The following is a 24,613-nucleotide window of genomic DNA, read 5'->3' on the forward strand; positions in this document are numbered from 1 at the left end:
CATTCTGCTCAGAGCGCCCGCGGTGGTGAGCAGGTCCTTCGCCTGAGGAAGCATGGAAAGCTACCTTCTCGACTGGGCCAACCTGCTGCTGCGGTGGGTGCACGTGATCACGGCGATCGCCTGGGTCGGCTCCTCCTTCTACTTCGTCTTCCTCGACAGCAGCCTCACGGTGCCGGCCGACGACAAGCTGCGCGCCGAAGGCGCCACCGGCGAGCTGTGGGCGGTGCACGGCGGCGGCTTCTACCACCCGGTGAAATACGCCGTGGCGCCGCCGCGGCTACCGGAGAAGCTGCACTGGTTCTTCTGGGAGAGCTATTCCACCTGGATGTCCGGCTTCGCCCTGTTCACCGTCACCTACCTGTGGAACGCGGGCACCTACCTGGTCGACAAGTCGCTGATGGACTGGTCGCCGGCCACGGCGGTCGCCGTGGCGCTGGCCTTCCTGGTGGTGTTCTGGCTCCTGTACGACGCCATCTGCCGCGTCTTCACCGGGCGCCGCAACGGGGAGGCGGTGGTGGGCCTGCTCGTGCTGGCCCTGGTGTGCGTCGCCGCCTGGCTGGCCTGCCACTGGTTCGCCGGGCGCGCGGCCTTCCTGCTGGTGGGAGCGATGATCGCCACCTCGATGAGCGCCAGCGTCTTCTTCGTGATCATCCCGGGGCAGAAGAAGGTCGTGCAGGCGATCGCGGCCGGCCAGCCGGTCGACCCCATCCACGGCCAGCGCGGCAAGCAGCGCAGCGTGCACAACACCTACTTCACGCTGCCGGTGCTGTTCGCGATGCTGTCCAACCACTACGGCTTTCTCTACGGCCATCCGCGCAACTGGCTGGTGCTGATCGTGATGATGTTCGCCGGCGCGGCGATCCGGCAGTTCTTCGTGCTGCGCCACGGCTGGAAGCTGGGACGCAACAGGCATCCGGCAGGCTACGCGCTCGCCGGCGTCGCCGTGATCGTCGCCACGCTGGCGTGGCTGGCGCCGCAGGCGACGGGAACCGCCCGGCTGGCCGCGGGACAGGCCGACTACGCCTCCGTCCAGAAGGTCCTGGAGCAGCGCTGCTACCTGTGCCACGGCCAGCAGGTCCAGATGAAGAACGTGCGCCTGGACTCGCCCCAGGCGCTGAAGCAGCACGCGCAGGCGGTGTACCAGCAGGCGGTGGTCGCGAAGACCATGCCCCTGAACAACGCGACCCACATCACCGAGGACGAACGCGGGCTGATCGGCCGCTGGTTCGTCGCCGGCGCCAGGGTGGACTGAAGCTTCCCGCACAATCGGTCGCAGGAGACCCCCATGCAAGCGCCCGACCCCCGCCAGCAGCCCCGCGCCTTCCTCGAACACCTCTACCGGGCCGCCGTGCACCGCGCCCTGCCGCTGCACAACACGGCGGCCTTCCTGCCGCCGCCGCCGCGCGGCCGCACCGTCGTGCTGGGTGCCGGCAAGGCCGGCGGCGCCATGGCGCAGGCGGTCGAGGCCTTGTGGCCGACGGACGCACCGCTGTCCGGCCTGGTCGTCACGCGCTACCAGCACACGCCGCCGCGGCCCTCGGGGCTGCCGCAGCGCATCGAGGTCGTCGAGGCCGCGCACCCGGTGCCCGACGCCGCCGGACTGCGCGCCGCGGAACGCATCCTGGCGCTGGCCCAGGGCCTCACGCCGGACGACCTGGTGCTGTGCCTGATCTCCGGCGGCGGCTCGGCGCTGCTCACGCTGCCGGCCGAGGGGCTGTCGCTGGAGGAGAAGCAGCGCATCAACCGCGAACTGCTGGAATCCGGCGCCAACATCGTGGAAATGAACTGCGTGCGCAAGCACCTGTCGCGCATCAAGGGCGGCCGCCTGGCGGCCGCCTGCGCGCCCGCCAAGGTGGTCACGCTCACGATCAGCGACGTGCCCGGCGACGATCCTTCCGTGATCGCCAGCGGTCCCACGGTGGCCGACTCTTCCAGCTGCGCCGACGCCGTCGCCATCCTGCAGCGCTACGGCATCCCGGTGCCGGGCGCGATCATGAGCCTGCTGGAGCAGGGCGCGCTGGAGACGCCCAAGCCGGGCGACGCGGTGTTCGCCGGCCACGCCGTGCACATGATCGCCACGCCGCAGCAGTCGCTGGAGGCGGCCGCCGCGGCGGCCCGCGCGGCCGGCCTGGACGCGCACATCCTGAGCGACGAAATGGAAGGCGAGTCGCGCGAGGTCGGCAAAGTGCAGGCGGCGCTCGCCCGCGCGGTGGCCCGGCGCGGCCAGCCCTTCGCGCGGCCCTGCGTGATCCTCTCCGGCGGCGAGACGACCGTCACCGTGCGCAAGCAGCCCGAAGGGACGCCGCGCGGCCGCGGCGGCCGGGCCGGCGAGTTCTGCCTGGGGCTGGCGCAGGCGCTGCAGAGCCAGCCCGGGGTGTGGGCGTTGGCCGCCGACACCGACGGCATCGACGGCGTGGAGGACAACGCCGGCGCCTATGTGGCCCCGGACACGCTGGAGCGCGGCCGCGCCCAGGGCATGAAGGTGGACCAGTTCCTGCAGCGCAACGACGCCTACGGCTACTTCAGTGCGCTCGGCGACCTGGTGGTCACCGGACCGACGCATACCAACGTCAACGATTTCCGCGCGCTGCTGGTGCTCTGATCCAGCGCGCCGGCGGGGCTGGACATGGACAGGCGCCGTCCTGCCTGCCCGCCACGCTGCTAAAGTGCAGCGCTGTCGCAGGAGGAGCTGCATGGGCAATGGGAAGCACGCGCCCCCGCCGGGCGGGCCGCGGGAGAAGGGGGAGATCGATGCGGTGCTGGATCGCATCGGCAGGCGCATCCGCGAGCTGCGCACGTTCGACGTCTCGGGCATCCAGGACCGCTGGGACACGCGGCTGGAGGTGCTGCAGAAGAACGTGAACAAGACCATCGCGGATGCCTTGGGCATGGGTTCGCCGCTGTACAAGCAGTACGCCATCGGCCCGCTGGATGCCGCGCTGGAGTCGGCCTTCGGCGACCGCTATACGGCGGACGAGATGCGCGAGGAGATCCGCAAGGCGGTGGTGCAGGCGGGGATGCGCCTGACGGCCATCGGCAGGCTGCTGCAGCGGCGGCTCGCGGGTGACGACGAGGACCCCTCTATGGCCGACCCGTCGCTGTCGAACTTCGGGGCGCTGCCCTCGAACTTCGCGCCCTTGTCGTCGAATTTCGCGCCGCTGCCGGCGCCGGCGCGGGCTTCGGCCAAGCCGGCCCCGACGCCCGCACCGACTGCGGCCCCGACGCCCGCGCCGACTCCGGCCCCGACGCCCGCACCGACTGCGGCCCCGACGCCCGCGCCGACTCCGGCCCCGACGCCCGCGCCGACTCCGGCCCCGACGCCCGCGCCGACTCCGGCCCCGACTCCTGCACCCGCCCCGGCGCCCACGCCCGCGCCGACCACCGCACCCCAACCGATTCCGGCGCCCACCGCGGCGCCCGCACCCACAGGATCCGCCCCGATGAACAAGACCCCCAGCGCGCGGACCCGCCGCATCGCCATCGTCTGCCGCGACGACGAAGCCGGCGAGGCGGTCACGAGCTTCGTCGCGCATCTGGGCCTGGAGCCGGTGATCAGCCAGCAACCGCGCGCGGACGCCTCTTCGCTCGAATCGCTGGAGGCGTTGCGACAGACGGACTACGCCCTCGTGCTGCAGGCCGACCGCCTGCTCGAGATCGGCTTCCTGCTCGCCGCGCTCGGCCGCGCCCGCCTCTGCGTCCTGCAGGGCGAGGGCGGCCAGGACAGCCTGCCCGGCCTGCCGCACCAGAGCCTGGACGACGGCGGACTGTGGAAGCTGCTGCTCGCGCGCGAGATGAAGAAGAGCGGCCTCGACGTCGACCTGAACAAGGCGTTCTAGCTGTGAAGGTTCAATAGGTTCTTGCGGGTGTCCACCCGGAAAGGTTTTGAGAGACTGGGAATCGCCAAACCCCCCGTCAACTCAACTTTCCTAACCGGATGAACACCCATAAGAATGCCCGATTGACGTACCTTCGTCGCCTGGAAATGGTCCAAGACATCCTCGAAGGCGGCTTGTCCGCCTCGGAGGCGGCTGCCAAGCAGGGTGTTAGTGGCGTGACCGCGCGCAAGTGGCTGGGCCGCTACCTCGCTGATGGAGCAGCGGGTTTGTTGGACAAGTCCTCCCGGCCCGACAAGTCACCGCGCGCCATTGCGCCCCATGTGGCCCTTGCCATCGTGGAGCTGCGCCGAAAGCTGTTGCTGCAAGCGCACATTGCGTCATACATGGGCGTGTCCAAGGCTACGGTGAGTCGCGTGCTGCGCCGCGCCGGCCTATCACGCCTGAGCGATCTGCGACCCGAAGAACCCGTGCAGCGGTACGAGAGGGAGAACCCCGGCGAGCTGCTGCACATCGACATCAAGAAGCTGGGGCGCTTCGACAAGGTCGGCCACCGCATCACTGGCGACCGCCGTCAGCGCGCGCGTGACATCGGTTGGGACTACGTCTTCGTGGCCGTTGATGACCACAGCCGGGCGGCTTTCACTGCGGTGTACCCAGACGAAAGCCGGCACAGCGCCGCGGCTTTCCTGCGCGCAGCCGTGGGCCAGTTCAACAGCTGGGGCGTGCCGATCCAGCGCGTGCTCACGGACAACGGCATGTCGTTCCACTCGGCGCTGTTCTCCGAGGCTTGCCTCGAATTGGGCATCACCCAGAAATTCACCCGAGCCTACCGGCCCCAGACCAACGGCAAGGCCGAGCGCTTCATCCAGTCGGCCTTACGCGAATGGGCCTACGGGCGGACCTACCAGAACTCAGAGCAGCGCAGGCACGCGCTGCCGGCCTGGACCCACTTCTACAACTGGCATCGCCCGCATCACGGAATTAACCTGGCGCCGCCCGTGTCCCGCCTTTCGCTTTCTCGAAAGAACCTGTTGACACTTCACATCTAGCGCGCCGGCGGCCCGGCCATTGTTGCCGCCGGGTTCACAATGGTTTGCCTTCCTCCGCGTTCCTTGCGCCGGCGGCGGACTACAGTGCGTCCTGAAAGGAAGATTCCATGAAGACGTACAAGATCGCGTGCATCCCCGGCGACGGCATCGGCAAGGAAGTCATCCCCGCCGGGCAGGAAGTGCTGCAGGCCCTGGCCGGCGGCGGCGCGGGCTTCGATTTCCAGTTCACCAGCTTCGGCTGGGGCGGCGACTGGTACCGCGCGCACGGCACGATGATGCCGGACGACGGCCTCGAGCAGATCCGCGGCATGGACGCGATCCTGTTCGGCTCCGCCGGCGACCCGCACATTCCCGACCACATCACCCTGTGGGGCCTGCGCCTGAAGATCTGCCAGGGCTTCGACCAGTACGCCAACGTGCGGCCCACGCGCATCCTGCCCGGCATCGACGCGCCCCTGAAGCGCTGCGGGCCCGCGGACCTGGACTGGGTGATCGTGCGCGAGAACTCCGAAGGCGAGTACGCCGGCGTCGGCGGCCGCGCCCACCAGGGACACCCGATCGAAGTCGCCACCGACGTGAGCATCCTCACGCGCGCCGGCGTCGAGCGCATCATGCGCTTCGCCTTCCGGCTGGCGCAGTCGCGGCCGCGCAAGCTGCTCACCGTGGTCACCAAGTCGAATGCGCAGCGCCACGGCATGGTGATGTGGGACGAGATCGCCCTCGCCGTCAGCAAGGAGTTCCCGGACGTCAGGTGGGACAAGGAACTGGTGGACGCCTGCACCGCCCGCATGGTGAACCGCCCGGCTTCGCTGGATACGCTGGTCGCCACCAACCTGCATGCGGACATCCTGAGCGACCTGGCTGCCGCGCTGGCGGGCAGCCTGGGCATCGCGCCCACCGGCAACGTCGACCCGGAGCGCCGCTATCCCAGCATGTTCGAGCCCATCCACGGTTCGGCCTTCGACATCATGGGCAAGGGGCTGGCCAACCCGGTCGGAACCTTCTGGAGCTGCGTGATGCTGCTGGAACACCTCGGCGAGAAGGAAGCGGCCGCGCGCCTGATGCAGGCGATCGAGGAGATCACGGCCGACCCGAAGCTGCACACCGGCGATCTCGGCGGCAAGGCGAAGACGACGGAGGTCACGGCGGCCGTGATTGCCCGGTTGAAGAACCGCTGATTTCGTGCCAAAAGGGCCGCCTGCAGTCCACCAGAACACAAGGAGACTCCCGATGAGACGCGTACTTTCGACTCTCGCGCTCGCGCTGCTCGCGCCGGTGGCGCTGGCGCAGAACGTGCCCTGCCCCGAGAAGAACGTCCAGTACTGGCAGGCCTTCCCGCCGGGGGGCGAGTCGGACCTGTCCGCGCGGCACCAGCAGCTCGTGCTGCACCGCAAGTGCCCCAGCGTCGACGCGATCATCCAGTACAAGGCCGGGGCCGGCGGCGCGCTGATGTGGACGCAGATGAACCAGCTGCCCGGCGACGGCCTGAACGTCGTCGGCGTCAACCTGCCGCACATCGTGTTCCAGCCGATCCAGGGCGACGTGCAGTACAAGACGCAGGACGTGACGCCGGTGTTCTGGTTCCACTTCACGCCCGACATCCTGGTGGTGAGCGCGAAGAGCCCCATCCGGAATTTCCAGGAGTTCGTGCAGGCGGCCAAGGCCAAGCCCGGCGCGCTGAGCCTGGCGGGCTCGGGCCAGTACTCGGCCAACCACGCGGCCCACGAACGGCTCGACGCTGCCTTCGGAATCCAGACGCTGTACGTGCCGTTCAAGGGCACGGGCGACCTGGCGGCCTCCGTCCTGGGCGGGCAGGTCGACGGCGCGATGACCTATGTGCCGTTCGCGATCGCCAACAAGGACAAGGGCGTGCGGCCGATCGCCGTCGCGATGGACAGGCGCCATCCGCTGATGCCCGACGTGCCCACCTTCAAGGAACTGGGCGTGGACTGGGTGGACGGCGCCTACCGCGGCATCGGCATGCCGAAGTCGACGCCGCCGGAAGCGCGCAAGCGCATCTCCGACCTGTGGCGCGCGTTGAACAACGACGCGGAGATGAAGGAGAAGGCGGCCGCGGCGGGCTTCGAACTGGTGAACGTCGGCGTGGAGGAGATGGACTCCTTCATGGCGAGCAAGACGAAGCTCTATACCGAGGGCGCGGCCCGCATGGGCCTGGGCAAGAAGTAAAGCCCGCCTCTACTCGCAGAGCCTGCGGATCTCCTCCGGAATTGCCACCGCGCGGATCGTCGTCGGGTCGTCCTCGCGGTGCGCCGCGAAGATCCGCACCTCGTCGCATTCCATGATCAGGTCGTCCTCCCGCATCACCCGGTGCCGCTGCACGAAGCTCTTGCCGCGCCACTCCGCGATGCTGGTGTGGATCTGCAGCGTATCCCCGTAGCTCGCCGTCTTGACGAAGCGCGCGTGCGTGTCCACCACCGGCGTGCCGATCATGCCGGTGGCGGCTTCGGTCTCGTGCCAGGGCGGAACGCCGCACTTGACGAAGAAGTTGCGCGAGGAGGCGTCGATCCAGCGGAAGAAGTTGGGGAACCAGACGATGCGCGCCGGGTCGCAGTCGCCGAATTCGACCCGGACCGTGTAGATGATTTCCTTCATGTGGAGCCTGGGCGGCAGAGAAACGGGCCTGCGTTGGGTCTGCAAGGGGGTGAAGGCTAGGCGCGGGAACGGGTCAAGCCTGGCCGGCTTGACCCGTTCCCGTAACGACGCATGCGCCCCCTTGCAGACCCAACCCTCCGGGCCGGGGCCTGGGAGCCCACCATCCGTCGTTGCAGTCTCCTAGTGTACGAAAAGTACACGGCGATCGACTGCGCCTCGGCTGGCGGGCTCCCAGGCCCCGGCGCAGGCCCGTTTCTCTGCCGCCCAGGCTCCTATCCCATTTTGCCGGGAAGCCAGAGGGCGATCATCGGGAAGGAGATCAGGATGACCAGCCGGCAGATGTCCGTGGCGACGAAAGGCAGCACGCCGCGGAAGATCGTGGTGAAGCTCACGTCGGGCACCACGCTCTTGATCACGAACACGTTCATGCCCACGGGCGGGTGGATCAGCCCCAGTTCCACGGTCATCACGATGATCACGCCGAACCAGATGGGGTCGAACCCGAGCTGCATGATCACCGGGAAGATGATGGGCACGGTGAGGATGATCATGGCCATGGCGTCCATCAGGCAGCCGAGCACGAGGTACATCACCATGATCAGCGCCAGAACGCCGTAGCGGCCGATGCCCAGCCCGGTGAGGAACTCCGTGAGCTTCTGCGGCGTCTGCGTGATGGTCAGGAAGTAGCCGAACATCAGCGCCCCGATCAGCACCGTGAACACCGCCGCGGCCGTGCGGGTGGCGGACAGCAGCGCGTGCTTGATCTTCGCGCGATCGAGCTTGCCGCGCACCAGTCCCAGCAGGAAGGCGCCGCTGGCGCCCACGCCGCCGGCTTCCGTGGGCGTGAACAGGCCGCCGTAGAGGCCGCCGATCACGAACAGGAACAGCACGACGGGCGCCCACACGTCCTTCAGGTCGGCCGCGCGCTCGGCCCAGGGCTTCACTTCGCCGCGCGGCAGCCAGTCGGGGCGCACCCGGACGATCACCATCACCGTCAGCACGTACAGCAGCATGGCGAACAGCCCGGGGATGACGCCCGCCATGAACAGCTTGCCGATGTCCTGCTGCGTCAGGATGGCGTAGACCGCCAGCACGGTCGAAGGGGGCAGCATCGCGCCGAGCGTGCCGCCGGCCGCGATCACGCCGGTGGAGAAGGACTGCGGATAGCCGAAGCGCCGCATCTCCGGATAGGCCACGCTGGAGAAGGTGGCCGCCGTGGCCACCGAGGAGCCGCAGATCGCGGCGAAGCCGCCGCAGGCCAGCACCGTGGCGACGCCGAGGCCGCCGCGCAGGTGGCCGATCAGGGAGTTGGCCGCCTTGAACAGCTCGCGGCTGACGCCCGACACCGAGACGAAGGCGCCCATCAGCATGAACATGGGGATGACGCCGAAGGTGTAGTCGGTGACCGTGCGCATGGAGGTCTGGCCGACCAGCTTCAGCGCCGGCCCGGCGCCGGCGATCCAGGCATAGCCGGTGATCCCGACCAGGCCCATGGCCATGCCCACCGGCACCCGCAGCAGCATCAGCACGAACAGGGCGACGAAGCCGCCGAGGGCGAGCAGGTCGGTGTTCATTCCCCCCCCTTCTGCTCGAAATGCTCGTCGTGCAGCGCCTCGGGCCTGAACACCAGCCGCCAGGTGCGGATCGCGATCAGGATCACGGCGCAGACGTCGCCGATCCAGGCCACCGCGTAGAAGGGCCAGGTGGGGATGTTGAGGTCGTAGGTGAGGACGTGGTCGATGTAGGTCAGGCGCACCTTGTCGAACAGCATGGCGGTCTGCACGGTCACCACGAACAGCAGCACCAGCGTGGCGAACACGTCGATCATGCGGCGGCGCGAGGTGCCGACGGCGGACCAGACCAGGTCCACCGTGATGTGGCCGCCGCGGTAGCTGGTGGCCGCGATGCCCCAGAAGATCAGGATGCCCAGCAGCATCCGGCCGAAGTCGTACGAGTCGGGAATCGACGTGCTGAAGAACTTGCGCAGCAGCACGTTGACGAAGATGTTGAGGGCCACGATGCCGACGAAGATGGCGGCCAGCCACTCGATGCCGTTGATGAAACGGTCCGCGAAGTTCTTTTTCATGGGCCGGGCAATGACGAATGACCAGACGACTCGGGGGTCATCCGTCCTCCGTCCTCCGTGATCCGCTCAGAGGGCGGCCTTGTACCTGGCCAGGCTGGCCTTGAGCGATTCCATCACCTTCTTCGGGTCCTGCCCCGTCTTGCGCACCGCCTCGGCCCACTGCGCCTCGCCGCCCGCGGTGGCGTCGCGCCAGGCCTTCAACTGCTCGGGCGTGAGCTTGTAGACCTCGTGGCCGGGCTGCGCCAGCTTCGCATGGCCGCCGAACTCGAACTCGGCCCAGGGCGTGGCGACGCGCTCGGCCCACTCGGTGGTGCAGTGGTCGTCCACCGCCTTCTTCTGCGTGAGCGACAGGCTGTCGTACTTGGCCTTGTTCATCACCCAGACGAAGGGCGTGACGTACAGCGGCACGTCCATGTGGTAGCTCACCACCTTGTCGATGCCGAACAGCGGGATGGAGCCCCAGGGGAAGGTGATGGCGTCGGCCACGCCGCGCTCCAGCATGTCGCGCGACTCGGGCGCGGAGGCCTGCACGTTGGTGCCGCCGAGGGCGGTGACCATCTGGCCGATGGTGCTGGTGGCGGGGCGGATCTTCATGCCCTTGATGTCGGTGGGCAGCAGGATCTTCTTGCGGGCGTGGAAGGTGCCGGGATCGTGCACGAAGGCGAAGCAGAACTTCACGTCCTTCATCTCCTGCGCCGCGTACTGGCGGTACCAGGCGTCGATGGCGGCGCTGCCGCCCTTCGCGTTGGCGAACAGGAAGGGCAGCGAGGCGCCGGCGATGATCGGGAAGCGCCCCGGCTGGTAGCCCGGGTTCACGTACGAGAAGTCGGAGATGCCGTCCCGCGCCATGTCGTAGTGGTCGAAGGCCTTGCCCAGTTGCTCGGACGGGAACAGCGTCGCGGTGAGCGTGTTGTTGGTGGCCTTCTTGAGGCTTTCGGCCCAGGCGAGCAGGCTCGGGTTGAGCGGATGCTGCGCGGGCACCCAGCTCGAAAGCTTCAGCATGGCGGGCTTCTCCTGCGCCTGCGCGGCACCTGCCGCCAGCGTCAGGGCGGCGGCGACGGCCGTCAGGGTGAACCGGATCCGCATCGATATCTCTCCTCTTGCTTGGTCTGCGCCAGAACGTTTCTTTGTATAACGAACACGCGGCGCCGCCATCGTGGTTTTCCTTGAGGGGCGGTGGGTCTTCAGGGTGCCTTCAGGCGGGATTCGTCGTCCGCGGCGAGGCCGCGCGGCTTGCGCACCCAGCGCACCGGCACGGCCTTCACGGGCCGCGGCGGTGCGCCGTGCTGCACCAGCGCGGCGTCGAGCGCCTTGCCGGCATCGTCGGCCAGCGCCGCTTCGCGCGCCGCGCGGATCGCCTGCGCCGCTTCGGGGGCCACGCCGCCGCGGGCGAGGTGCTCCAGCACGTGCAGGAGATTTTCCTTGCCGCGTTCGTTGGTGGAGCCGTAACCCTTGATCAGCCGCCCGCACAGGGCGATCTCGTGGCCCAGTTCCCACGCGCGCCGCGTGCCTTGCACGACGCCTTCGAGCCATTGCCCGATCATCGCCTGCTCGATGGCGTAGCGGCTGCCGCGCGGGCGCAGCCACTTCATGCGCGCGAGGGTGCGCAGGGCGGCCATGCCCAGCACGCTGTGCGTGGCGACCTTCAGGGGCAGCGCCCAGGAGGCCTTGCCGCGCGCCACGCGCCGGCGGTCCCAGGCCGTGAGCCTGCCCGCCAGCGGGGCGGGCAGCAGCGCGGCGAATTCCGGCACGCCCGGCTTGAAGTGATCGTAGACCTTCAGCAGGTCGTGGACGCCGGGCTTGACCTCGCGCTGCACCCGGGCGCTGCGCGAGGCGCGGCTCTTGAGGTCCGCCACGCGCACGATGTCGTCGAAGGCCATCCACAGCGCGAGCCAGCGCGCCATCTCCTTCGTGACGGCGAAGCCGTGCGCGCCCTGCGGGTCGGCCTCGCGCTCCGCGGCGAGGACCTGCCGCAGCCGGCCGGCGTAGAGCTCGGCGTACGCCGTGCCCTGGTAGTCCACGAGACGCGCGTACCCCAGCCCGAACATCCCGCGCACGGGCTCGGGAAACGGATCGGCCGCCGCGGGCGGCGCCCCTCGCGGCGATTGCGGTGCGTCCGCGGGGGCCAGCACCTGCGCCAGGTAATCCGCCTGCGTGCGGCCCTGGGCGACCCGCTCGTACGCCCTGGCGAATCCACGCAGGCTCGCCTCCGCCGACTTGCCGCCGGCTTGCACCACGGCCTCGTAATCTTCCCGCCGGAACGGGAACAGCCCGCTGCCGGCGATCGCGCCCAGCATCACCGCGCTCACGACGGTGCCGGCCTCCCGTGCCAGCGTGTTCATGTCGAAGACCTGGTGCGCGCGGGCGAAGCGTCCGAGCAGCTTCAGCAGGTCGGCCGGCTCGGCCCGGCCGTCGCCGAGCTGCATGCGCTCCTGCGTGGTCAGCGTGCGGGCGGAGGACGTGATCACCAGGGTGCGGTCCGGCGAAGCCATGCCGTTGCCGATCTGGCGCGCCGTCTCCAGCAGCTCGGAGGAGACCAGGGCGTCCAGCGTGCCCGGCACCGGGGTGAGGCTGAACACGGGCCGCCGGTCTCCCAGCTGCGCCAGCGGCACCGGGAACACCTCGAGGTAGTAGGTGGTCGCGCCGGTGCGCTGCGCCACGCCGGGAATGGACGTCGCCTGCGCGGGATAGCCCGCGTGGCGCGCGGTCTCGACCAGCCATTCGGTCAGCACGCCGCCGCCTTCGCCGCCGAGGGCGCAGATCAGGAGGGAGATGGGGCCCCCACGCTTGCTCACTGCGTGTAGCGCGCTGCCCCCCGAGGGGGCGTTCGCGCCTGCGGGCGGCCGTGCGGCGCTCATGGGCGAGGACTTCATGCGGGCTGGAGCGCGCGGACGATCGCGCTGCGGAAGGAGTGGACCAGGCGTTCGTGCCACCTGGGGTTCTGCACCACCTCGGCACGGTAGAAACTGGGGCACAGCGTGGCCGCGTGCGCGTTGGCGCCGCACAGGCCGCAGCCGACGCAGCCGTCGATCACGGTGGCCACCGGGTCCACCTTGAGCGGGTCGGGGTTGTCCTTGAGCGTCAGCGTGGGGCAGCCGGAGAGACGGATGCAGGCGTGGTCGCCATTGCACACGTCCTCGTCCACGCCGTACTTCACGCGCACCACGCGTTCGCCCTTCTGCAGCAGGCTGGCCAGCCAGGGTTTCAGCCGGCGCTGCCGTTCGAGCTGGCATTCGCCCTCGGCCACGATCACCTTCAGGCCCTCGAAGCCGCTGGTGAAGGCCTCGATGAGCGTGGCGCGCATCGTTTCCACCTCGTAGGTGTGCACGGTGCGCAGCCACTGCACGCCCAGGCCCTTCAGCGCGGCCTCGATCGTCTGGTTGGTGTGCGCCAGGCTGCGGCCCTTGTCGGCGGCCTGCGATTTCGCGTCCTCGCCGGGCGTCGAGAGGATCTCCTGCGTGCCGGTCGCCGAGGTGTAGCCGTTCTTGAAGATCAGCAGCACCGCGTCGTCGCCGTTGAAGAGCGCGCTCTGCACCCCCGTGAGCAGGCCGTTGTGCCAGAAGCCGCCGTCGCCCATGATGGCCAGCGTGCGCCGCTGCATCATCGGCGAGACCCCGGCGCGGCTCGCCAGCGACATGCCGTAGCCCAGGATGGAGTGGCCCATCGAGAACGGTTCGAAGGTGCCGAAGGCGTGGCAGCCGATGTCGGCGGCGATGTGCACGTTGCCGATCTGCTGCTGCGCCAGCTTGAGCGCCGAGAACACCGGCCGCTCGGGGCAGCCGATGCAGAAACCCGGCGGGCGCGCGGGCAGGGGCTTGTCCAGGGCGGCGGCGACGGCCTGACGGCGTTCGTCGTTGGCGGCCAGCCAGCGGCGGGTGTCCTCCGTGGCCGCCCCGGGCAGGTGGCTTTCCGCGAACCGCGCGAGCCCGGCGGAGAGGACCTCCACGGTGTACTCGCCGGCCGCGGGCAGGAGGTCCTTGCCGTGCAGCTTGGTCTGCAGGTCGCGCCGGCGCAGCAGCGTGGCGATCTCCTGCTCGATGAATTCGGGCTGGCCTTCCTCCACCACCAGCACGGCGCGCTTGCCGGCGCAGAAGTCCGCGACCTGTTCCGGCACCAGCGGATAGGTCACGTTCAGCACCAGCAGCGGGATCTCGGTCGCGCCGAACGCGTCGGCCAGTCCCAGCTGCTGCAGGCTGCGCACCAGCGCGTTGTAGAGCCCGCCCTGCACGAGGATGCCGAGGTCCTCGTGCCGGCCCGCGAACAGCTCGTTCAGCTGGTTTTCGAGGATGTAGCTGCGCGCCGCCGGGATGCGCTGCTCGCCCTTGAGCTTCTCGTGGCGGAAGGTGACCGGCGGGTGCGCGAGGCGCATGTAGTCGAAGGCGGCGGGGTTCTCCAGCAGCGCCCGCGTGGAGATGCCCGGCGCGACGTTGTCCCGCGCCGGGAAGCTGCCTCGCACGTGGCAGGCGCGGATGCGCAGCTCCAGGATGGCCGGCATGTTGGAGGCTTCGGAGAGCCGGAAGCCTTCCTCCACCATGCGCGCCATCACGGCGAGATCGGGCCGCGGGTCCAGCAGGCACATGCTGGACTTCAGCGCGAAGGCGTGCGTGCGCTCCTGGATCACCGAAGCGCCCTCGCCGTAGTCCTCGCCGACCACGATCAGCGCGCCGCCGGTGACCCCGGGCGAGGACAGGTTGGACAGCGCATCGGCGGCCACGTTGGTGCCGACGATGGACTTCCAGGTGACCGCGCCGCGCAGCGGGTAGTGGATGGAGGCGCCCAGCATCGCCGCGGCCGAGGCCTCGTTGGAGCAGGCCTCCACGTGCACGCCGAGTTCGTCGAGGTAGGGCCGGGCCTGCACCATCACGTCGAGCAGGTGCGACACCGGCGCGCCCTGGTAGCCGCCGACGTAGGCCACCCCGGATTGCAGCAGCGCCTTGGTGATGGCGAGGATGCCCTCGCCGTGAAAGGTGTCGCCCGCGCCGAGGCGCAGGGACTCGATTTCCTTGCCGAATGAAACTTCCAAGGCCGGTACTCCTGGGGCAGCGGGGAGTGTCGGGGTTTCCGCATCATCAATCAATAAAATGAGGCGACTAAGCGGTATCAGAACAATGCATATCAAGGACATCGACCTGAACTTGCTGCGGCTGTTCGACGCGGTCTACCGCACGCGCAACGTCAGCCGCGCGGCGGAGCTGCTGGACCTGACCCAGCCGGCCGCCAGCCAGGGGCTCAGCCGCCTGCGCACGCTGGTCCAGGATCCCCTGTTCATGCGCACGGCCGGCGGCGTGGAGCCGACGCCCAAGGCGCAGCGCCTGGCGGACCCGGTGCGGCACGCGCTCGCCACCCTGGAACAGGCCCTGGGCGAGAGCGCGGGCTTCGACCCCGCCCGGGCCGTGCGCACCTTCCAGCTGCACATGAGCGACATCGGCGAGGGCCGCTTCCTGCCGGAGCTGATGATGGCGCTGCGCGAGCGGGCGCCCGGGGTGCGCCTGGAGACCCGGCCGCTGCCGCGCGAGCAGGTGATGGAGGCGCTGGATGCCGGCCGCATCGACTTCGCCTTCGGCTTCCTGCCGATGGTGCGGGAGAGCCAGCGGACACGCCTGCTGGACGACCGCTACGTGGTGCTGCTGCGTGAAGGCCATCCCTTCGCGCGCAGGCGCCGCGGCGGCGCGGCGCTGCTGAAGGCGCTGGGCGAGCTGGAATTCGTGGCCGTGCGCTCGCACGCGGAGACGCTGCGGATCGTGCAGCAGCTGGAGCTGCAGGACCGCCTGCGGCTGGTGACCGAGCATTTCCTGGTGCTGCCGGCGATCGTGCGCGCCACCGACCTGGCCGCGATCCTGCCGCGCAACATCGCGCGCGGCTTCCAGGGCGGTTATGCGATCGTCGAGCCGCCGTTCCCGCAGCGCGACTTCACCGTATCGCTGCACTGGAGCCGGCGCTTCGAGGGCGACCCGGGCAACCGCTGGCTGCGCGAGCTCATCGAGGGCTTGTTCCGGGAGTAGGCACCGGCGGGCGGCGGCGCCGTTCGCTGCGCCATTGGCGGTACGCGCACATTCCGTCGCCACCGAGCTTCAGCTGCACGGCCGCGCCCAGCCCCACCTGCGCATCCAGCTCCGGGGGCATTTCGCCGTCCCACCGCAGGAAGGCGAGGGCCAGCTCCAGGGCGGCGACGAGCTCCGGGTCGGCGGCATCGAGCGGCCCGCCGGCCGCCAGCCGCCGCTGGACGTCGAGCAGCAGCCGCTGCAGGAAATCGAGTTCGGTGCGGGCCAGCGCGAGCCGCGAAATGTCCATGCGGCGGAGCGTCGCAGCCCCGCGGGCGCGCCCGTGTCAGCCGGGGGCGGTTGCGGGCCTAGGACTGGCCGCCGTCCTGGAGTTGGGCCAGGCGGGCCGCGGCCTCGCGCTTGCCGATGCCGCGCAGCGCGGCGATCGCCTCCAGCTGGCGGGCACGGGGCCGCGCCTCGCCGTGCTCCCACTTGTAGACGGACTGGCCGGACACGCCGATCAGCGCCGCGAAGTCCGCGGCGGAGAGACCCAGCTTGCGGCGCTGCGCGGCCAGGCGCGTGGCGCTGAAACGACGGGACACCGACGGATCGTCGTCGTCCTCCGGTTCGGATCCCTTGCTGGCGGCGGCCTTGCTGCTTCGCTTCAGCTGGCGCTCGAGTTCCTCGATGCGCCGGCGCAACGCCGCGATGTTTGCGCGGTACTGCGCCGAAGCCTTCTTGAATTCGGCGGTCTGGGCGCGCGCTTCCTTGCGCGCGATCCGGGCGATCTCGTCCTTCAGGACGGCTGCGATGTTCGGCATCTTCTGGCTGGTTGCCCGGTTCGGCCGGGCCTACCGCCTGCCCGCCTCCCGGTCGTATGTGACTCCCGGGCGCCATCATAGTCGTGCAGCATGGTTGCGCTGCCTACAATCGGCTCCATGGCCGAACTCGAGCTCGCGGTCATCGACGTCAAGCCCGGGGCGGCCCTGGAAAGCCAGTCCGGGCTGCAGCTGTTGCGTCCACGCATCTACGGCGCCTGGATGCAGCCGGCGGGCCCCCGGCGCGCCGCGGCGATCGTGATGCATCCCGCCAGCAACTTCATGGGGCATTACCTGATCGCCCCGCTGGCGGCCCGCGGCGTGGCCTGCATGGGCCTCAATTCGCGCTATGCCGGCAACGACACCCTGCTGCTGATGGAGCGCGTGATCCAGGACCTGGGCGCCGGAGTCCGCTTCCTGCGCGAGCGCGGCTACGAGAAGGTGGTGCTGGTCGGCAATTCCGGCGGCGCGGCGCTCGCGTCCTTCTACCAGGCCCAGGCCGAGCACCTGGACATCGAATGCATGCCCGACGGCGACCCGGCCGGGCTCTCCCCGCAGGACCTGCCGCCCGTGCAGGGCCTGGCGCTGTGCGCGGCCCACGAAGGGCGCGCGGCGCTGATGCGCAACTGGCTCGACCCGTCGCTGACGGACGAACGCGACGGCCTTTCGCGCGACCCCGACCTGGACCTGTACGACGTGCGGAACGGGCCGCCCTACAGCCATGCCTTCCTGGAGCGGTTCCGCAACGCGCAGCAGGCCCGCTACGAACGCATCGACCAGTGGGTGGGCCAGCGCCTGCGGCTGCTGCGGGAGCAGTCCGCGCCCGGCAGCCCGCGCGACGAAGTCTTCGTGGTGCACCGCACGCACGCCGACCCGCGCTTCCTGGACCTGAGCCTCGATCCGAACGACCGGGCGGTGGGCAGCGTCTGGGGCGCCGGCGCGACGGGCGCGCGGGCCGTCAATTTCGCGGCCAGCCAGATGGGGCGCATCACTTCGCTGACGGCGTGGCTGTCGCAGTGGTCGCCGCGCAGCCGGGCGGACGGCCCGGCGAACCTGGCCCGCACCTCCGTCCCGGCACTGCTCTGCACCTACACGGCCGACCAGTCCACCTTCCCGAGTACCCGCGCGGCCTGGCTGGCGGCGGGTGGCAGCCGCATCCGCAATGTCGACATCGTGGGTGGCAACCACTACCTGGCGGGCCAACCCGGAATGGTGCAACAGGTGGCCGATGCGATGGCCGAGTGGATCCTGGGGCTGTGATGCGGCACCTTTCTCCGCCTGTACGACAATGCCGACAGGGCTGTGGGTCCCCTCCTACAACCGGCTGCCTCTGCGGCTCCTACCATTCGCGCCTCTCGCGGAGGCTGCCATGGTTGTATTCGCACCCCTCGTCGTCCCCGACCGGCCGGGGAAGAATTCCTGGTGGACCACCTCCCGCGCCGCGGGCAAGTACGACGTGAGAGAGACGGATTCCGGCAGCACGCATCCCCCGCCGATCGGCGTCGGCTCGCTGGACCACGTGCGTTCGGTGTTCTGGCAGTCCTACCGGCACCTGTTCCCGCCCCATTCGCTGGCAGCCCAGACGCCCAACGGCAGCGTGGTGATCTCCTGGTCCATCCTGGACGAGCCCAATGCCTGCCATCCCTACGCGGCGCCGGTGATGCTGCGCTTCGAGGATGCGCTGGTCGAGGCGATGTGGAAGGCGGATCCGCGCCACCGCGTCCGCATCGCGCAGAAACACGAGGCCACGCTGCGCGAAGGCCTGCGCGGCTACGACCCGTTCGCGCGCTTCCCGAACGCGCGCGTGGTCACCATCGGCTGACCCCGCGCTTCAGGGCTGGCGCAGGCGCTGCAGCAGCAGGTTTTCCGCGGTGCCATCGATCCCGTGCGGCAGGCCGGGGATCAGGTCGAGCGTCACGTCCGCGCCCAGCGACTGGAGTTGCTGCGCCGCCTGCTGCGCGTGCGCCGCCGGGATCACCGGGTCGGCGGTGCCGTGGAGGAAGTGCAGGCGCACGCCTCGCGGCGCCGTGCGGGGCAGTTCGGCGAAGCGGCCCGACAGGGAGACCACGCGCGCGGCCGGCGGCTGCGGCGCCAGGGCGGCGGCCAGCGCCATGATCGCGCCCTGCGAGAAGCCGACGAGGGTCGTGCCCGCGGGCGGCACGCCCGTGCGCTGCTGCCACTCGCCCACGGCCTGCACGAAGCGCTCCAGCGTCGCGGCGACGCGCGACGGCCGGTTCTGCTCGGTCACGCCGGCCACCGAGAACCACTGGAAGCCGCTGCCGAAGTCGGAGCGGTCGGGCCCGGGCACGCTCACCACGGCCGCCTGCGGGAACTCGCGGGCCAGCCGCGCGCCCAGCGGCACGAGGTCCTGCGGCGTCGCGCCGACGCCGTGGAACAGCAGGATCAGCCGGTCCGCCTGCGCGGGCGACTGGATCACGACTCCGGCGCTCAATGCACTGCTCCCGCAGGAGCGCCGACCCGGGCGCCGAACAGGTAGGAGTCCATGGACAGCACGCCGTAGGTGATGCCGCCCTCCAGGGTCTCCACTTCCGCGTCGCCCGCCGCCGCGCCGGCCGCGACCAGCAGCGGCAGGAAGTGCTCCGGCGTCGGGTGGGCGCGCTGCGCGTGCGGCGCGACGCGCAGGGAGTCGACCAGGCGCGCATCGTCGCGGGCCTCCACTGCCTGCCGCACCCAGTCCGCGAACTCGCGCGCGTACTCCGCTTCGCGGCCGCCCTCGTCCATGCGGAACTCGTACAGGTTGTGCGTCATGGAGCCGGAGCCGACGATCAGGACGCCTTCGTCGCGCAGCGGCGCCAGCGACCGGCCGAAGTCGTAGGCCTGCTGCGGGCTCAGCGTGGCGGGCAGCGAGACCTGGAACACCGGCACGTCGGCCCCGGGATAGAGGAAGCGCACCGGCACCCAGGCGCCGTGGTCCAGGCCCTGCCGGTCGTCGCGCTCGGCGTGCCAGCCGGCGGCGCGCAGCACGTCGATCGTGCGTTCGGCGAGCTCCGGATGGCCGGGCGCGGGGTACTGGATGCGGTAGAGGGCGCGGTCGAAGCCGCCGAAGTCGTGCACCGTGGCCGGCGCGGCGGTGGTGGCCACGCGCACGCCGTGGGTCATCCAGTGCGGCGACACCACCAGCACGGCCTTCGGCCGGGGCAGCGCTTCGCCGGCCGCGACCAGTTGCGGGCCCAGCCGGCCCGGCTGCAGCGCGAAGGTCGGCGCGCCGTGGGAGACGAAGAGGACGGGGGTGCGTTGCATTGCGGGGAATCCTTCAACGGCCGCGGGCTTGCGGCCACTCTCCGAATCTAGGGGAGGAGGGACCCCGCTTAAAGCGGCGGCCGCGGGATGGCTTGTTGCGCGAAGCGGAACAATCCCGCTGCCGCCGGCCCGGCTCTTCAGGCCCGCAGCGCCTTCAGCACGTTCTCCGCCGTCGCCGGGGCGTCCAGCTTCGCCCGGCCGTCCCCGCGCGCCGCGGCGACCGCGTCCCGCAGGGCCTCCCATACGCTGATCGCCAGCATGAAGGGCGGCTCGCCGACGGCCTTGCTGCCGCCGACGTTGTCCTCCCGGTTCGGCTCGGGCCACAGCGCGATGCGGAAATGCCCCGGCACGTCGCCGGTGGCGGGGATCTTGTAGGTGCTCGGGGCGTGGGTGGCGAGTTCGCCCTGCCCGGTCCACACCAGCTGCTCGGTGGTGAGCCAGCCCATGCCCTGGATGAAGCCGCCCTCGATCTGGCCGATGTCGAGCGCCGGGTTGATCGAGTGGCCCACGTCGTGGAGGATGTCCACCTTCAGCACCCGGTTTTCGCCGGTGAGGGTATCGATCGCCACCTCCGTGCAGGCCGCGCCGTAGGCGAAGTAGTAGAACGGCCGCCCGCTCAGCGTGGCCTTGTCGTAGTGGATCTTCGGCGTGCGGTAGAAGCCGTCGCTCCACAGCTGCACGCGCGAGCGCCAGGCATCGTCGACCAGCTGTTCCCAGCTCATGACCGCCTCCGGCCCGCTCACCTGGCCGTGGGCGAAGATCACCTGCTCGGGCCGGCAGCCCTGCTTTTCCGCCACGTACCCGGCCAGCCTCTCGCGGATCTGGCGGGCGGCGAACTGCGCGGCGCGTCCGTTGAGGTCGGTGCCGCTGGAGGCGGCCGTGGCGCTGGCATTGGGCACCTTGGCGGTGTCGGTGGAGCTGATGCGCACCCGCTCGAAGGGCACGCCCAGTTCGTCCGCCACGAGCTGGCAGACCTTCGTGTGCAGGCCCTGGCCCATCTCGGTGCCGCCGTGGTTCACCTGCACGCTGCCGTCGGTGTACACGTGCACCAGGGCGCCGGCCTGGTTGAAAAACGTCGCGGTGAAGGAGATGCCGAACTTCACCGGGGTGAGGGCGAGGCCGCGCCGCAGCACCGGGTTGGCCGCGTTCCACTGCGCGATCTCGGCGCGCCGGCGCCGGTAGGCCGCGTCCTGCTCCAGCCGTGCGATCAGCGGGTGGAGGATGTTGTCCTCCACCGGCATGCGGTAGTGGGTGAGGTTGCGGTCCTCGATGCCGTAGAGGTTGGTCTTGCGCACGTCCAGCGGGTCCTTGCCCAGGGCGCGGGCGATGTCGCCGAGCATCGCCTCGGTCACGATCATCCCCTGCGGCCCGCCGAAACCGCGGAAGGCGGTGTGGCTCTGCACGTTGGTCCGGCAGCGATAGGAGACGATCTCCACGTCGGAGAGGAAATAGGCGTTGTCGACGTGGAAGACGGCGCGGTCGGCCACCGGGCCGCTGAGGTCCGCGCTCCAGCCGCAGTTCGCGGCCAGCACGAGCTTCAGGCCGAGGATGCGGCCCTCGTCGTCGAAGCCGACCTCGTAGTCGTAGGCGAAGGGATGGCGCTTGCCCGTGACCAGGAAGTCGTCGTCGCGGTCCAGGCGCAGCTTCACCGGCCGCCGGGTCTTGCGCGCGGCCAGCGCCGCCCACACGGCGATGTGGCCGGCCTGCGTCTCCTTGCCGCCGAAGCCGCCGCCCATGCGGCGGCAGTCCACCCGCACCGCGCTGGCGTCCAGCCCCAGCGCGTGCGCGACCCAGTGCTGCACTTCGGCGGGATGCTGCGTGCTGGAGTAGATCCACCACTGGTCCTGCTCCAGCGGCAGCGCGTAGCCGACCTGGCCTTCGAGGTAGAAGTGCTCCTGCCCGCCGACCTCCAGGCTGCCCGCCAGCCGGTGCGGCGCGCGCGCGAGGCCCTGTTCCGGCTCGCCGCGGCGCACCGTGACGGGCGGCAGCACGAAGCTCTGCTGCTTCACCGCCTCGCGCACGTCCAGCACCGCGGGCAGCGGCTCGATCTCCAGCTTCACCCTGCGCGCGGCGCGGCGCGCCTGCATCACGGTCTCGGCCACCACGACGCCGACCACCTGGCCGGCGTATTCGACCGTGTCGCGGGCGAAGATCGGCTCGTCGTGCGCGAAGGTGGCGAAGAGCGGATCGGCGGGGATGTCGGCGGCCAGCACGACCTCCCTCACGCCCTCCATCGCCAGCGCCTCGGCGGGATCGACCGAGAGCAGCCGGCCGCGTGCCACCTTCGACAGGATGGGCGCCGCATGCAGCGTGCCCTTCACCTCCGGCACGTCGTCGACGTACGTGGCCGCGCCGGCGACGTGCGCGCGGGCGCTTTCGTGGATGCGCGGCTGGCCGACGGCGGGCTGCGCCGCCGTGCCGGCCACGAACTTCTCGGGCGCATTCATGGCAGGGCGACTTCCTCGAGGCGGAAGCTCTCCAGGTTGATGCGCTCGTGGCCCTGCGTCTCGAGCCAGAAGCGCTGCATCAGGTTGCCGAGCACCTCGGCGCGGTAGGCGGCCGAGGCGCGCATGTCGCTGATCGGCCGGAACTCCTCGCGCAGCGCCGCGGCGGCGGCTTGCGCGGCGTCCGCGGTCCAGGGCTGGCCGCGCAGCACGGCCTCGGCCTGCAGGGCGCGGACCGGGGTCGCGGCGACCCCGCCGGCGCCGATGCCGACCTGCGTGACCACGCCGCCCACCAGCCGCGCCGCCACCACCAGGCAGACGGCGGAGATGTCGTCGTCGTAGCGCTTGGAGATCTTGTAGGCTCGCAGGAATTCGCCCTCGACGGGGCGGGGCACCTTGATCCAGCCGACCACCTCGTCCGGCGCCAGCACGGTCTGCCGGTAGCCGGTGTAGAAGTCCTCCAGCGGCATTTCGCGGTAGCCGCGCACGCCCAGCAGCACGACATGCGCCCCGAGCGCGATCAGCAGCGGCATCGAATCGCCGATGGGCGAGCCGTTGGCCACGTTGCCGCCCAGGGTGCCCGCATTGCGCACCGGCAGGCCGGCGAAGCGGTCGAAGAAGGGTTTCAGCTGCGGCCGCTGTTCCGCCAGCGCCACGAAAGCTTCGGTCAGGCTGACGGCGGCGCCGATCGCGATGTGGTGGTCATAGTGCTCGACCTGCCGCAATTCCCGCACCTGCGTCAGGTCCAGCACCTGCGCGAACTGCTGGTGCATCTTGGTGACCCAGAGGCCGACGTCCGTGCAGCCGGCGACGACCTGCGCCCGAGGATGTTCCGCGCGCAGCCGCAGCAGCTCGGGCAGGGCGCGCGGCGCCATGTACGAGCTGCCGCCCGGGGCGCCGGACTGCTCCTGCCGCAGGGCCAGCTCTTCCAGTTGGCGCAGGATGGCCTGCTCGTCCTGCTGGACCCGCGGCAGTCCGGCCATGGCCTGGGCCGCGTCGAGGATCGGCCGGTAGCCCGTGCAGCGGCACAGGTTGCCGGACAGTTCCTCCTGCGCCAGCTCGCGGGTGACGGGCTCGCCGCGGCAGACGTGGTTCTGGTACATGCCGAACAGGCTCATCACGAAACCCGGCGTGCAGAAACCGCACTGGGATCCGTGGGACTGCACCAGGGCCTCCTGGGCCGGGTGCAGGCTGCCGTCGGCGCCCGCCAGGTCCTCGACCGTCCAGAGCGCCATGCCGTCGATGGAGTGGGCCAGCCGGATGCAGGCGTTGATTGCGCGATACTTGAGGGTTCCCTGGTGCGGTTCGGCGAGGACCACGGTGCACGCGCCGCAGTCCCCCTCGCCGCAGCCTTCCTTCGTGCCGGTGGCCGAAAGGTCCTCGCGGAGTACCTCCAGCAGCGTGCGCTCGGGTGCTACATTGGTCAAGCTGACGAGTTCGCCCCGGCGGATGAATCGGATCGTCCTGGATTCCATGGATGCGCTGAGTATGGGCCCATTGCCCCCATGCTGGGAGCTTACGCGGGCTGCACCGGGATTCGCATACGGGACCTCTTATGCGTGAGATGCAGGCAGAGGTATGAGGGACCAGGCGCTTTTCGACAGGATAGACCTCCACTTGATCAGGGTGTTGCACACCGTGTTGACGGAACGCAGTGTCTCGCGTGCGGCGCTCCGGCTGGGAATGCACCAGCCGGCGGTGTCGGCCGCCCTGAAAAGGCTGCGGGAGCTGGCCGGCGACCCCCTGCTGGTGCGTTCGGGCGCCGCGATGGTGCCCACCGATGCCGGGCTGCGCATGATCGAGCCGAGTGCAAGCATCCTGCGGGCCGCCGAAACGCTGTTCTCCGAGGCCCGCGGCTTCGACCCGCAGACGGCGGTGCACACCTTCCGCGTGGCCGCCGCCGACTACCTCGACCCGGTGTTCCTGCCGACGGTGGTGGCGGCCGTGAAGGCGCAGGCACCGGCGAGCCGCATCGAGATCCATCCCCTGTCCGCCGCCTCCGACTACCACGACCGGCTGGCGCAGGGCGAGATCGACGTGGTGGTGGGCAACTGGCTGAAGCCGCCGCAGGACCTGCACCAGGGCCAGCTGTTCGACGACCAGATCGTCTGCATGGTCTCGCGCGACCACCCCGCGGTGCGCCGCGGCTGGACGGCCGAGAGCTGGCTGGAGGCGGAACACATCGCGCCGACGGCCACCCACCCCGGCGCGCGCGGCGTCATCGACGAATACCTGGAAGAACAGGGCCTGGCGCGCAACATCACCGCGCGCTGCGCCCATTTCGGATTGATCCCCGGCATGGTGGCATCGAGCTTGCTCGTGCTCACCACCGGGCGGCAGTTCTGCGAGCGCTTTTGCGAGCGGCTGCCGGTGCAGATCCTGGAGTGCCCCGTGGCCTTCCCCGGGCTCGTGTACTACCAGCTGTGGCACGAGCGGACGCACCAGTCCGCCGCCGCCCGCTGGCTGCGCGAGCGCGTGCGGCAGGTCGCCGCGGGGCTGAAATCGCAATGACGTGGAGACGAGAC

The 24,613-nt window shown here is 70.3% G+C and carries 22 protein-coding genes; 10 read left to right on the forward strand and 12 right to left on the reverse strand.

What is annotated here, in order from left to right:
- The first annotated feature begins 52 nt into the window (after window positions 1-52).
- The 6 genes from JJ685_RS22990 (at window position 53) to JJ685_RS23015 (ending at window position 7,072) form a co-directional block, all read left to right on the forward strand.
- A complete protein-coding gene (locus tag JJ685_RS22990) occupies window positions 53-1,252 on the forward strand; it encodes a urate hydroxylase PuuD (protein WP_201676692.1) in 1,200 nt (399 codons plus the stop codon).
- A gap of 33 nt (window positions 1,253-1,285) precedes the next feature.
- Window positions 1,286-2,602, forward strand: coding sequence for a glycerate kinase type-2 family protein (locus JJ685_RS22995; protein ID WP_201676693.1), 1,317 nt, complete (start codon window positions 1,286-1,288; stop codon window positions 2,600-2,602).
- Between the two features lie 91 nt (window positions 2,603-2,693).
- Window positions 2,694-3,836 (forward strand): hypothetical protein, encoded by a 1,143-nt coding sequence (locus JJ685_RS23000; protein WP_201676694.1) that lies wholly within the window; start codon window positions 2,694-2,696, stop codon window positions 3,834-3,836.
- A 98-nt stretch (window positions 3,837-3,934) separates the two neighbouring features.
- Window positions 3,935-4,885 (forward strand): IS481 family transposase, encoded by a 951-nt coding sequence (locus JJ685_RS23005; protein WP_201676695.1) that lies wholly within the window; start codon window positions 3,935-3,937, stop codon window positions 4,883-4,885.
- A gap of 107 nt (window positions 4,886-4,992) precedes the next feature.
- Entirely contained in the window at window positions 4,993-6,063 is a 1,071-nt protein-coding gene (locus JJ685_RS23010) for a tartrate dehydrogenase (protein ID WP_201676696.1), read from the forward strand.
- A 52-nt stretch (window positions 6,064-6,115) separates the two neighbouring features.
- Window positions 6,116-7,072 carry a tripartite tricarboxylate transporter substrate binding protein gene (locus tag JJ685_RS23015; RefSeq protein ID WP_201676697.1) on the forward strand — a complete coding sequence of 319 codons (957 nt, stop codon included), beginning with the start codon at window positions 6,116-6,118 and terminating at the stop codon, window positions 7,070-7,072.
- A 9-nt stretch (window positions 7,073-7,081) separates the two neighbouring features.
- On the opposite strand, the gene JJ685_RS23020 is transcribed toward JJ685_RS23015, so the two are convergent.
- The 6 genes from JJ685_RS23020 to JJ685_RS23045 form a co-directional block, all read right to left on the reverse strand.
- The gene (locus JJ685_RS23020; protein ID WP_201676698.1) at window positions 7,082-7,498 is read right to left on the reverse strand and encodes an acyl-CoA thioesterase; all 417 of its coding nucleotides are present in this window, start codon (window positions 7,496-7,498) and stop codon (window positions 7,082-7,084) included.
- 272 nt (window positions 7,499-7,770) lie between these two features.
- Window positions 7,771-9,072 (reverse strand): TRAP transporter large permease, encoded by a 1,302-nt coding sequence (locus JJ685_RS23025; RefSeq protein ID WP_201676699.1) that lies wholly within the window; start codon window positions 9,070-9,072, stop codon window positions 7,771-7,773.
- Entirely contained in the window at window positions 9,069-9,584 is a 516-nt protein-coding gene (locus JJ685_RS23030) for a TRAP transporter small permease (RefSeq protein ID WP_201676700.1), read from the reverse strand. Before JJ685_RS23030 ends, JJ685_RS23025 begins: the two co-directional genes overlap by 4 nt.
- Window positions 9,585-9,650: 66 nt before the next feature.
- On the reverse strand, window positions 9,651-10,670 hold the full coding sequence (locus tag JJ685_RS23035) for a TRAP transporter substrate-binding protein (RefSeq protein ID WP_201676701.1): 1,020 nt from the start codon (window positions 10,668-10,670) through the stop codon (window positions 9,651-9,653).
- A gap of 98 nt (window positions 10,671-10,768) precedes the next feature.
- The gene (locus tag JJ685_RS23040; protein ID WP_330901826.1) at window positions 10,769-12,379 is read right to left on the reverse strand and encodes an indolepyruvate oxidoreductase subunit beta family protein; all 1,611 of its coding nucleotides are present in this window, start codon (window positions 12,377-12,379) and stop codon (window positions 10,769-10,771) included.
- A gap of 74 nt (window positions 12,380-12,453) precedes the next feature.
- Entirely contained in the window at window positions 12,454-14,607 is a 2,154-nt protein-coding gene (locus JJ685_RS23045) for a thiamine pyrophosphate-dependent enzyme (RefSeq protein ID WP_201676703.1), read from the reverse strand.
- A gap of 85 nt (window positions 14,608-14,692) precedes the next feature.
- On the opposite strand from JJ685_RS23045, the gene JJ685_RS23050 reads away from it, so the two are divergent.
- Window positions 14,693-15,586, forward strand: a complete 894-nt coding sequence (locus tag JJ685_RS23050) for a LysR family transcriptional regulator (RefSeq protein ID WP_201676704.1) — start codon at window positions 14,693-14,695, stop codon at window positions 15,584-15,586.
- On the opposite strand, the gene JJ685_RS23055 is transcribed toward JJ685_RS23050, so the two are convergent.
- Together JJ685_RS23055 and JJ685_RS23060 are read right to left on the reverse strand one after the other, a co-directional pair.
- Complete coding sequence (locus tag JJ685_RS23055) at window positions 15,561-15,875, reverse strand: hypothetical protein (RefSeq protein ID WP_201676705.1); 315 nt, start codon at window positions 15,873-15,875, stop codon at window positions 15,561-15,563. The two genes, JJ685_RS23050 and JJ685_RS23055, sit on opposite strands and share 26 nt — an antisense overlap.
- A gap of 58 nt (window positions 15,876-15,933) precedes the next feature.
- A complete protein-coding gene (locus tag JJ685_RS23060) occupies window positions 15,934-16,386 on the reverse strand; it encodes a helix-turn-helix domain-containing protein (protein WP_201676706.1) in 453 nt (150 codons plus the stop codon).
- Window positions 16,387-16,503: 117 nt separating this feature from the next.
- On the opposite strand from JJ685_RS23060, the gene JJ685_RS23065 reads away from it, so the two are divergent.
- Complete coding sequence (locus tag JJ685_RS23065; RefSeq protein ID WP_201676707.1) at window positions 16,504-17,643, forward strand: alpha/beta hydrolase; 1,140 nt, start codon at window positions 16,504-16,506, stop codon at window positions 17,641-17,643.
- Window positions 17,644-17,752: 109 nt separating this feature from the next.
- Window positions 17,753-18,205, forward strand: coding sequence for a hypothetical protein (locus JJ685_RS23070; protein ID WP_201676708.1), 453 nt, complete (start codon window positions 17,753-17,755; stop codon window positions 18,203-18,205).
- 9 nt (window positions 18,206-18,214) lie between these two features.
- On the opposite strand, the gene ypfH is transcribed toward JJ685_RS23070, so the two are convergent.
- The 4 genes from ypfH to xdhA all read right to left on the reverse strand — a co-directional run bounded on the left by ypfH (window position 18,215) and on the right by xdhA (window position 23,563).
- Window positions 18,215-18,835, reverse strand: a complete 621-nt coding sequence (gene ypfH, locus JJ685_RS23075) for an esterase (RefSeq protein ID WP_201676709.1) — start codon at window positions 18,833-18,835, stop codon at window positions 18,215-18,217.
- Entirely contained in the window at window positions 18,832-19,644 is an 813-nt protein-coding gene (locus tag JJ685_RS23080) for a dioxygenase family protein (RefSeq protein WP_201676710.1), read from the reverse strand. The genes ypfH and JJ685_RS23080 overlap by 4 nt, the downstream gene beginning before the upstream one ends.
- Before the next feature lie 137 nt (window positions 19,645-19,781).
- On the reverse strand, window positions 19,782-22,091 hold the full coding sequence (gene xdhB / locus JJ685_RS23085; RefSeq protein WP_201676711.1) for a xanthine dehydrogenase molybdopterin binding subunit: 2,310 nt from the start codon (window positions 22,089-22,091) through the stop codon (window positions 19,782-19,784).
- Window positions 22,088-23,563: a xanthine dehydrogenase small subunit gene (gene xdhA / locus JJ685_RS23090; protein ID WP_201676712.1), complete on the reverse strand. Its 1,476-nt coding sequence runs from the start codon at window positions 23,561-23,563 to the stop codon at window positions 22,088-22,090. Before xdhA ends, xdhB begins: the two co-directional genes overlap by 4 nt.
- Window positions 23,564-23,666: 103 nt before the next feature.
- Here xdhA and JJ685_RS23095 point away from each other — a divergent pair, with 103 nt between their 5' ends.
- Window positions 23,667-24,599 carry a LysR family transcriptional regulator gene (locus JJ685_RS23095; RefSeq protein ID WP_201676713.1) on the forward strand — a complete coding sequence of 311 codons (933 nt, stop codon included), beginning with the start codon at window positions 23,667-23,669 and terminating at the stop codon, window positions 24,597-24,599.
- Window positions 24,600-24,613 lie beyond the last annotated feature (14 nt).

Source organism: Ramlibacter monticola, from assembly GCF_016722785.1.
Classification (GTDB): Bacteria; Pseudomonadota; Gammaproteobacteria; order Burkholderiales; family Burkholderiaceae_C; genus Ramlibacter; species Ramlibacter monticola.

Bases quoted from the DNA above. Each gene is read 5' to 3' on its own strand.
- JJ685_RS22990 (WP_201676692.1), top strand. From the start codon at position 53: ATGGAAAGCTACCTTCTCGACTGGGCCAACCTGCTGCTGCGGTGGGTG.
- JJ685_RS22995 (WP_201676693.1), top strand. From the start codon at position 1,286: ATGCAAGCGCCCGACCCCCGCCAGCAGCCCCGCGCCTTCCTCGAACAC.
- JJ685_RS23000 (WP_201676694.1), top strand. From the start codon at position 2,694: ATGGGCAATGGGAAGCACGCGCCCCCGCCGGGCGGGCCGCGGGAGAAG.
- JJ685_RS23005 (WP_201676695.1), top strand. From the start codon at position 3,935: ATGAACACCCATAAGAATGCCCGATTGACGTACCTTCGTCGCCTGGAA.
- JJ685_RS23010 (WP_201676696.1), top strand. From the start codon at position 4,993: ATGAAGACGTACAAGATCGCGTGCATCCCCGGCGACGGCATCGGCAAG.
- JJ685_RS23015 (WP_201676697.1), top strand. From the start codon at position 6,116: ATGAGACGCGTACTTTCGACTCTCGCGCTCGCGCTGCTCGCGCCGGTG.
- JJ685_RS23020 (WP_201676698.1), bottom strand. From the start codon at position 7,498: ATGAAGGAAATCATCTACACGGTCCGGGTCGAATTCGGCGACTGCGAC.
- JJ685_RS23025 (WP_201676699.1), bottom strand. From the start codon at position 9,072: ATGAACACCGACCTGCTCGCCCTCGGCGGCTTCGTCGCCCTGTTCGTG.
- JJ685_RS23030 (WP_201676700.1), bottom strand. From the start codon at position 9,584: ATGAAAAAGAACTTCGCGGACCGTTTCATCAACGGCATCGAGTGGCTG.
- JJ685_RS23035 (WP_201676701.1), bottom strand. From the start codon at position 10,670: ATGCGGATCCGGTTCACCCTGACGGCCGTCGCCGCCGCCCTGACGCTG.
- JJ685_RS23050 (WP_201676704.1), top strand. From the start codon at position 14,693: ATGCATATCAAGGACATCGACCTGAACTTGCTGCGGCTGTTCGACGCG.
- JJ685_RS23055 (WP_201676705.1), bottom strand. From the start codon at position 15,875: ATGGACATTTCGCGGCTCGCGCTGGCCCGCACCGAACTCGATTTCCTG.
- JJ685_RS23060 (WP_201676706.1), bottom strand. From the start codon at position 16,386: ATGCCGAACATCGCAGCCGTCCTGAAGGACGAGATCGCCCGGATCGCG.
- JJ685_RS23065 (WP_201676707.1), top strand. From the start codon at position 16,504: ATGGCCGAACTCGAGCTCGCGGTCATCGACGTCAAGCCCGGGGCGGCC.
- JJ685_RS23070 (WP_201676708.1), top strand. From the start codon at position 17,753: ATGGTTGTATTCGCACCCCTCGTCGTCCCCGACCGGCCGGGGAAGAAT.
- JJ685_RS23080 (WP_201676710.1), bottom strand. From the start codon at position 19,644: ATGCAACGCACCCCCGTCCTCTTCGTCTCCCACGGCGCGCCGACCTTC.
- xdhB (WP_201676711.1), bottom strand. From the start codon at position 22,091: ATGAATGCGCCCGAGAAGTTCGTGGCCGGCACGGCGGCGCAGCCCGCC.
- xdhA (WP_201676712.1), bottom strand. From the start codon at position 23,563: ATGGAATCCAGGACGATCCGATTCATCCGCCGGGGCGAACTCGTCAGC.
- JJ685_RS23095 (WP_201676713.1), top strand. From the start codon at position 23,667: ATGAGGGACCAGGCGCTTTTCGACAGGATAGACCTCCACTTGATCAGG.